Source organism: Bacillus sp. AR8-1, from assembly GCF_008042345.1.
GTDB classification, from domain to species: Bacteria; Bacillota; Bacilli; order Bacillales; family Bacillaceae_G; genus Bacillus_A; species Bacillus_A cereus.
Map to the genome: position 1 here is coordinate 1 of NZ_QNUB01000049.1, position 7,955 is coordinate 7,955.

Below are 7,955 nucleotides of genomic sequence, written 5' to 3' on the forward strand. Positions count from 1 at the left end.
TTCGGGGGTCACTTCATAATGGAAGAATGGCTTTTTTTATTATTGATAAATCTCTTTATATTTCTTATACTCTGCTTCAGAACATAGTACGAAATGTCCTGGGCGAATTTCACGCATTGTTGGCACTTCGCTACCGTAATCATGCTGCGATGGATCGTATACGATACGTTTACGATTGCGCTCATAATCTGGATCTGGTAGCGGAATTGCTGATAATAGTGATTTCGTATATGGATGAACTGGATTCGCATATAACTCTTCACTTGTTGTTAGTTCTACGATTTGACCACGGTACATTACGCCGATGCGGTCACTAATGTATTTTACCATTGATAAATCATGGGCAATGAATAAGTATGTTAACCCTTTTTCTTTTTGTAACTTTTTCAGTAAGTTTACAACTTGCGCTTGAATCGATACGTCAAGTGCTGAGATCGGCTCATCGGCAATGATAAATTCTGGTTCTACAGCAAGCGCTCGAGCGATACCGATACGCTGACGTTGTCCACCTGAGAATTCGTGCGGGAAACGGTTCGCGTGCTCTTTATTTAAACCAACTGTGTTTAATAGTTCATGAACACGTTCCATGCGCTCTTTTTTACTTTTCGCTAATCCGTGAATATCAATACCTTCTGCGATAATATCCCCTACTGTCATACGAGGATTTAATGATGCGTATGGATCTTGGAAAATCATTTGCATTTTACGGTTGAATTTCTTCAATTCTGCGCGTGATTTCTTACCATGTACGTTTTCACCATCGAACAATACTTCACCAGCAGTTGCATCATATAAACGAATAATCGTTCTTCCAGTTGTTGATTTACCACAACCTGATTCTCCTACAAGACCAAATGTTTCTCCGCGGTAAATATCAAATGAAATATCATTAACCGCTTTGACAACACCACCACTCACGTCGAAGTGCTGCTTTACATTTTTTACTTCAATTAATTTCTCACGTTGTTTAGTCATGTTGTTCACCTGCTTTCATTTGAAGAATGCGTTTTTCAACGACTGCCGGTGGTTTTACTTCTGGAGCTTGCTCGTGAAGTAACCAAGTTGCCGCATAGTGTGTATCACTTACTTTAAATAAAGGTGGGTCCATTTCAAAATCAATTTTTAATGCCTGTGGGTTACGTGGTGCAAAAGCATCACCCTTTGGCGGCTTCAATAAATCCGGAGGCGTTCCAGGAATTGCGTATAACTCTTCCTCTGAGCCATCTAAACTTGGCATAGATGCGATTAAGCCCCAAGTATATGGATGTTTCGGATTATAGAAAATTTCATCTACAGTTCCAATTTCAACAACTTTACCAGCGTACATAACTGCCACTCGGTCAGCAACGTTTGCTACTACACCTAAGTCATGCGTAATGAAAATAATTGCCGCTTCTGTTTTTTGCTGAATGTCTTTCATAAGTTCTAAAATTTGTGCCTGAATCGTAACGTCTAGCGCTGTTGTCGGCTCATCGGCAATTAATAATTTCGGGTTACAAGCTAACGCCATCGCAATAACTACACGCTGTCTCATACCACCTGAGAACTGGTGAGGATATTGTTTTAAACGAGCTTCTGGATTTGGAATACCTACAAGGTCGATTAATTCTAAAGCAACTTTACGTGCGTCTGCTTTACTCATCCCTTGGTGTTTAATAAGGCCTTCCATAATTTGATTTCCAATTGTCATCGTTGGGTTTAATGATGTCATTGGATCTTGGAAAATCATCGCGATATCTTTACCACGTACTTGCTGCATTTCTTTTTCTGTTAATTTCGTTAAGTCACGACCTTCAAATACGATCTCACCATTTTTAATGCGTCCAGGAGGATTCGGAATTAATCCCATTAACGCTTTAGAAGTAACTGATTTCCCTGAACCAGATTCTCCTACAATCGCCAATGTCTCTCCTTTTTTCAAATCAAAAGTAACGCCGCGTACAGCTTGCACTTCACCTGCATGTGTATCAAAGGAGACTTGTAAATCTTTTACCTCTAACAATGTTTTCATCTTTGCCTCTCCCCTCTTTTACTTACGCATTTTTGGATCTAACGCGTCGCGTAATCCGTCTGCCATTAAGTTAAACGCTAAAATTAATATACTGATGACAACCGCAGGGATGAACATCATATGCGGATACGTTTGAATAGATTTATAACCATCATTTACAAGAGAACCTAGTGACGCAAATGGTGGCTGAATTCCTAAACCGATGAAACTTAAGAACGCTTCACCAAACACCGCTGATGGAATTGTAAACATTGTCATTACGATAATAGGTCCCATTACGTTTGGAATTAAATGTTTCACAATTAATTGTGTATTTGTTGCACCTAATGTACGAGATGCTAATACATATTCTTGGTTTTTTAATTTCAGGATTTGTCCACGAACGATACGCGACATCCCTATCCAACCTGTAATTGCCATTGCGAGTGTAATTGACCATATACCAGATCCCATAATGATTACCATTAAGATAACGATGATTAAGTATGGAATACCGTTAATAATCTCCATAATACGTTGCATAATATTATCTACTCTGCCGCCATAAAACGCCGAAATACCTCCGTATGCAACCCCAATTACTAAGTCAATTGCTGCTGCTAAAAGAGCGATATATAATGATACGCGTGTACCTTCCCATGTTCTTGTCCATAAATCACGACCAAGATCATCTGTACCAAACCAGAAGTACTCTTTAATATCACGTTTTTCATATTGGTCAACACCATATTGATCTGTACCGTCAAATGGTAACCAATGAACATTTTCAATAACTGGAATTTTGGGTGGCATTTTCGCACGACCTAAATCTTGCTCTTTATACGAGTGTTTACTTACCATCGGTCCAAAAATCGCTAGTAATATAATAAGGCTTAATAATACGAAACCAATCATCGCACCTTTATGTTGGAATAAACGTCTTCTTACATCTTGCCAAAACGTTAAGCTTGGACGGGCAATGACTTCATTATCAACATTATTTTGATTGGCTTGTTGAAATAAATCTGGAGATAATTTTTGTACATCTTTCATCATTTTTTCCCTCCCGCTAAACGAATACGAGGATCAATAATTCCGTATAAAATATCGACAATGAAAATAACTAAAATGAAGATAGCACTATAGAAAATCGTAGTTCCCATAATAACTGTATAGTCATTCACTGTAATAGATTTAACGAATTGTTCCCCAAGCCCTGGTACAGCATAAATTTGCTCGATAACAAGCGTTCCTGTAATTAATGCCGCAACCATTGGTCCTAAAATTGTTACTACTGGAATTAATGCGTTACGAAGTGCGTGTTTGACAATGATAACGCCTTGGCTAATTCCTTTTGCTTTTGCTGTTAAAATGTAATCGGCTTGCATAACTTCAATTAATTCTGCACGAGAGAAACGTGCGATTGTTGCGATAACTGCCATCGATAAAGCAATTGTAGGCATTACTGTAAACTCTGGTCCTTTCCAGAACGCTACTGGGAACCAACCAAGTTTTACCCCTACGAAATATTGTAGTAAAGCGGCGAATACGAATGATGGTACCGACATCCCGAGTACGGAAATAATTGTCGCTCCATAATCGACCCACGTATTGTTACGAAGTGCCGCAACGATTCCTAAAATTAAACCAATAAATGTTCCTAATATAATCGCTTGTAAACCAAGTTGTGCTGATGGTCCAATGCGATCCACAATCATATCTGTTACTGGACGGTTATCATATTGGAATGATACCCCTAAATCACCTTTTGCTAAGTTACCTAAGTAACGCGCATATTGAACTGGTACTGGATCATTTAAACCATATTTTTCAAGAATGATTTCTTTTTGTGCCGGTGATAGCTTCTCCTGGTTTTTAAGCGGAGAACCCGGAAGTAATTTCATCAAAAAGAAAGTCAGCGTAGTAATTAAAAATAATGTCAAAGCCATGTACACGAAACGTTTTAATACATAACGTCCCATAGTCAAGCACCTCCCCGTTTTTCTCAAAAGCAATAAGATAGTTTAAAATATTCTTACTTTTATTTTTTTAAAATAAGAGCATATGCCCATCATAGGCATATACCCTTATTCATGATGGAAACCATTTTTAATTTTTGAGTTCAACCCACTTATAGCTAAATTCTCCGCCATATTTATGTTCTAATAGGCCAGTAATTGAGCCACGTTGTAAATATGCTTTTCCAGGTTGATATACTGGAGCAATCGCAGCATCTTCAAGCAGTTGTTTTTCCGCTTTTAATAGTGCATCCCAGCGAGCTTGTACATCAACTTCTGTTTTTGCTTTTTTAATTAAATCATCATACGCTGAATTTGCGTAATTTACTTTGTTTTGCGCATTACCTGTTGTATACATTTCAAGGAATGACATTGGATCCATATAATCTGGACTCCATCCGGCATACGACATCGCATAATCTCCACTTGCTTCAAGTTTTAATTTTTGTGCAAATGGCTGCATTTTTGTCGGAACTGTTAGACCTGGTAAGTTCTTTTCAAATTGGCCTTTTAAATACTCTCCGATTTTTTTAGCATCATCAGTATCAAAGTTTAATAGCTCTAACTCTACTTTGTCTACACCAAGTTCTTTTTTACCAGCTTCCCAGTACTTTTGAGCTTCTTTAATATCCTCTTTTATAAGCTTTCCGTTCTCTTCACGGAAGTCTTTTCCATTCGGACCTTTTGCTAAGCCTTTCGGAACAAAACCATATATCCCCTCTGAACCATCGTTTAAGATAACTTTTCCGATATTTTCACGTTCAAAGGACATTGCAATTGCTTTTCGGATATTTTTATTTGCTAAAAATTTATTCTTTTCATTTAAGCGAATAAATTGTGTAGATGGCCTCTTAATCGTTTTGAAATCAGCATCTGATTTGTATTTATCTACAAACTCTGATGTTAACACTACACGATCAATTGCTTTCGTTTCATATAAATTTATAGCAGTTGAACGATCCTTAACAATATTGAAGTTTATTTCCTCAAGTTTTACTTCTTTATTTTCCCAATACGTTGGGTTTTTCTTAAGTTTGAAGCTTTGTTCATGCTTCCATTCATTTAATACGAATGGACCATTATAAAGTGTCGTATTGGATTCTAATCCAAATTTTGCTCCTTGTTCTGTTACAAACTTCTCATTCAAAGGATACAATGTTGGATAGACTGTTAAACTTACAAAATAAGGAACAGGATTATCTAATTCCACTTCAAGTGTATGATCATCAATTGCCTTTACACCAAGTTCTTCAACTGGTAATTCTTTTTTGTTAACTTTCTCCGCATTTTTAACATCAAATAGTATGTAAGCAAACTTGGCACCCGTGTTTGAATCTACAGCTCTTCGCCAAGAATAAACGAAGTCTTTCGCTGTTACAGGGTCACCATTAGACCATTTCGCATCTTCACGTAATTTAAATACATACTTTTTGCCATCCTCTGATTTCTCATAAGATTTCGCGACACCTGGAACAAGTTTATCATCTTTCCCCAGACGATATAATCCCTCCATTGTATTATTCATGATGTTAGAAGATGTTGCATCTGTTGATAACGTCGTATCCATAGTTGGAATTTCAGCTGTTTCGGTTAGATTTAACACTTGTTTGTTTGAGGATTTTTCTTTTGCGCCTGCTTTATTATCCTCTTTTTGGTAACTACAAGCCCCTAACATACTGACTGTCAACGTCGATGCAACTAATAACGGTATCTTTTTCTTCATGTTGTGTTGCCTCCCCTAATTGCACTTCCTGTACCCTCACTTGTTAAAAAGTAGAATTGAAAGAATAATCTCCAAGTTTCTACAATTTTCATTATACATATAATATAACAATTGTGAATATAGTTTTTTGTTTTTTTGTTAAAATTTTTAATAAAATGTTTATATTTTTATTTTTTTTGTAAAGGGATACGTTAACATTGATACCATCATCTTGAAATCAGACCTTTAATTGCGTATAATTTTCAAAAAATTAATTCTAGTACATATTATAGCTTTTATAGTATAATAATTCTAGTAATATTTTGACGGAGGGGAACATTTTGAATAAAGTTTTTTTTCATACTTGTATACTAATTTTCATAGCGATAATCGCTTCTAGTATTGGCGCATTCCTCATTTCATCGCAATTTTTGTTGAATTTTGTCAACATCTTGTTTTATATTGCACTGTTTTTTATTCTTATCGGCGGTTTTTTATACATATTTCAAAATGGTTTTTTCAATGTAACCATTTACGCATTCCAAAGAGTATTTGGTACGAACAAAAAGATTGACTCTTTAATTGAAGAAGTCGAGGAACCTACAGATAAGAAAGAACGTATTTATAAAACATATTCATTCAAATGGACATATCCAATTTGTATTACAGGTATCGTTCTTGGGTTGTTCTCGACCCTTATTAGCTTTACTATTTTGATGTAGTTTGCAAACACTATCCCATATGATATAATAATCAGCAAAACATTTTGTTATAAAACTTTAGTTCTTTCATATTAAAAGAGCTCAAGTAACAATAAATAAATTTATATGTATGCGATGATAAAGAAGAGTACATATTGAGGCAATTTCAGAGAGCTTGTGGTCGGTGTGAACAAGTAATTGTACAGTATGGAATGGGCTTTTGAGCACCAAACCGAACCGAAAGTAGTAGGCTTTGGCGTTATATCCAAACGTTATTATGGATTAGAGAGATTTCACAGTGGTGAAATAATTAGGGTGGTACCGCGGTCCATTCGTCCCTATAGTTTTTGGGATGAATGGGCTTTTTTGTTTGCCTTCTCTTCCCCCATCACGCATTCAATTTTAGGAGGAATTACTTATGTCAGTTATCTTTTCTGGTATTCAGCCAAGTGGAACGATTACACTTGGAAACTATTTAGGAGCCATGAAGCAGTTTACAGAGCTTCAAAATGAACACGACTGTTATTTCTGTATTGTAAACCAACATGCGATTACAGTACCTCAAGATCCCGTACAACTTCGTAAAAACATCCGCAGTCTTGCTGCACTTTATGTGGCATGTGGCATTGACCCTGAAAAAGCTACTTTATTTGTACAATCAGAAGTACCAGCACACGCTCAACTAGGTTGGATCATGCAATCTGTTGCTTACGTTGGAGAATTAGAGCGTATGACGCAATATAAAGATAAAGCTTCTGGTAGAGATTCAGTTCCAGCTGGATTACTTACGTATCCACCACTAATGGCTGCTGATATTTTACTATACAATACTGAAATCGTGCCGGTTGGTGATGATCAAAAGCAACATATCGAATTAACACGTGACCTAGCAGAGCGTTTCAACAAACGTTACCGTGAAATCTTCACAATGCCTGAAATTCGTATTCCAAAAGTAGGAGCTCGCGTTATGTCCTTAACAGAACCTACGAAAAAAATGAGCAAATCTGATCCGAATCCAAAATCAATGATCAGTATGCTTGATGAGCCAAAAACAATTGAAAAGAAAATTAAGAGTGCTGTTACTGACTCTGAAGGTATTGTGAAATTTGATAAAGAAAACAAACCTGGTATCTCTAACTTATTAACAATCTACTCTTCATTCTCTGGAAAAACAGTTGAAGAAATTGAAGCAATGTACGAAGGAAAAGGATACGGTGACTTCAAAGGCGACCTAGCGCAAGTAGTCGTAGATGCAATTCGTCCAATCCAAGACAAATACAACGAACTAATCAGCTCACCAGAACTAGACGAAATTCTAGACAAAGGTGCCGAAAAAGCAAACCGTGTTGCATTCAAACAACTACGCAAAGTAGAAAATGCAATGGGGTTAAGTAGAAAACGTAGGTAACATATAAAGCGAAGGGCTAGGAGCCGGAGCTGGATTTCATATAAAGCGGAGGGCTTGCTACCGGAGCTAGGTTACTACAAAATTAAAAAACCGCCAATTGGCGGTTTTTTAATTTACAGAGTGTTGGGAAACCCTT

At 36.7% G+C, this 7,955-nt stretch carries 7 protein-coding genes and 1 other annotated feature; of the genes, 2 read left to right on the forward strand and 5 right to left on the reverse strand.

Going from position 1 to position 7,955, the window contains the following annotated elements; all coding sequences use genetic code 11:
• Window positions 1–39: 39 nt before the first annotated feature.
• The 5 genes from DN400_RS25430 to DN400_RS25450 all read right to left on the reverse strand — a co-directional run bounded on the left by DN400_RS25430 (window position 40) and on the right by DN400_RS25450 (window position 5,731).
• Window positions 40–975, reverse strand: coding sequence for an ABC transporter ATP-binding protein (locus DN400_RS25430; protein WP_097912161.1), 936 nt, complete (start codon window positions 973–975; stop codon window positions 40–42).
• Window positions 968–2,011: an ABC transporter ATP-binding protein gene (locus tag DN400_RS25435; protein ID WP_000854346.1), complete on the reverse strand. Its 1,044-nt coding sequence runs from the start codon at window positions 2,009–2,011 to the stop codon at window positions 968–970. Before DN400_RS25435 ends, DN400_RS25430 begins: the two co-directional genes overlap by 8 nt.
• Before the next feature lie 18 nt (window positions 2,012–2,029).
• Entirely contained in the window at window positions 2,030–3,046 is a 1,017-nt protein-coding gene (gene opp3C, locus DN400_RS25440; RefSeq protein WP_000974103.1) for an oligopeptide ABC transporter permease, read from the reverse strand.
• Window positions 3,043–3,972: an oligopeptide ABC transporter permease gene (opp3b, locus tag DN400_RS25445; protein ID WP_000534166.1), complete on the reverse strand. Its 930-nt coding sequence runs from the start codon at window positions 3,970–3,972 to the stop codon at window positions 3,043–3,045. The genes opp3C and opp3b overlap by 4 nt, the downstream gene beginning before the upstream one ends.
• 127 nt (window positions 3,973–4,099) lie before the next feature.
• Window positions 4,100–5,731, reverse strand: a complete 1,632-nt coding sequence (locus DN400_RS25450) for a peptide ABC transporter substrate-binding protein (protein ID WP_016082473.1) — start codon at window positions 5,729–5,731, stop codon at window positions 4,100–4,102.
• A 320-nt stretch (window positions 5,732–6,051) separates the two neighbouring features.
• Between DN400_RS25450 and DN400_RS25460 the strand changes: the two genes are divergently transcribed.
• Window positions 6,052–6,432, forward strand: coding sequence for a DUF3899 domain-containing protein (locus DN400_RS25460; protein WP_001044985.1), 381 nt, complete (start codon window positions 6,052–6,054; stop codon window positions 6,430–6,432).
• A gap of 105 nt (window positions 6,433–6,537) precedes the next feature.
• Window positions 6,538–6,754 (forward strand) — a binding site (T-box leader).
• Window positions 6,755–6,829: 75 nt separating this feature from the next.
• Window positions 6,830–7,819, forward strand: a complete 990-nt coding sequence (gene trpS / locus DN400_RS25465) for a tryptophan--tRNA ligase (protein ID WP_000110989.1) — start codon at window positions 6,830–6,832, stop codon at window positions 7,817–7,819.
• Window positions 7,820–7,955: the final 136 nt, after the last annotated feature.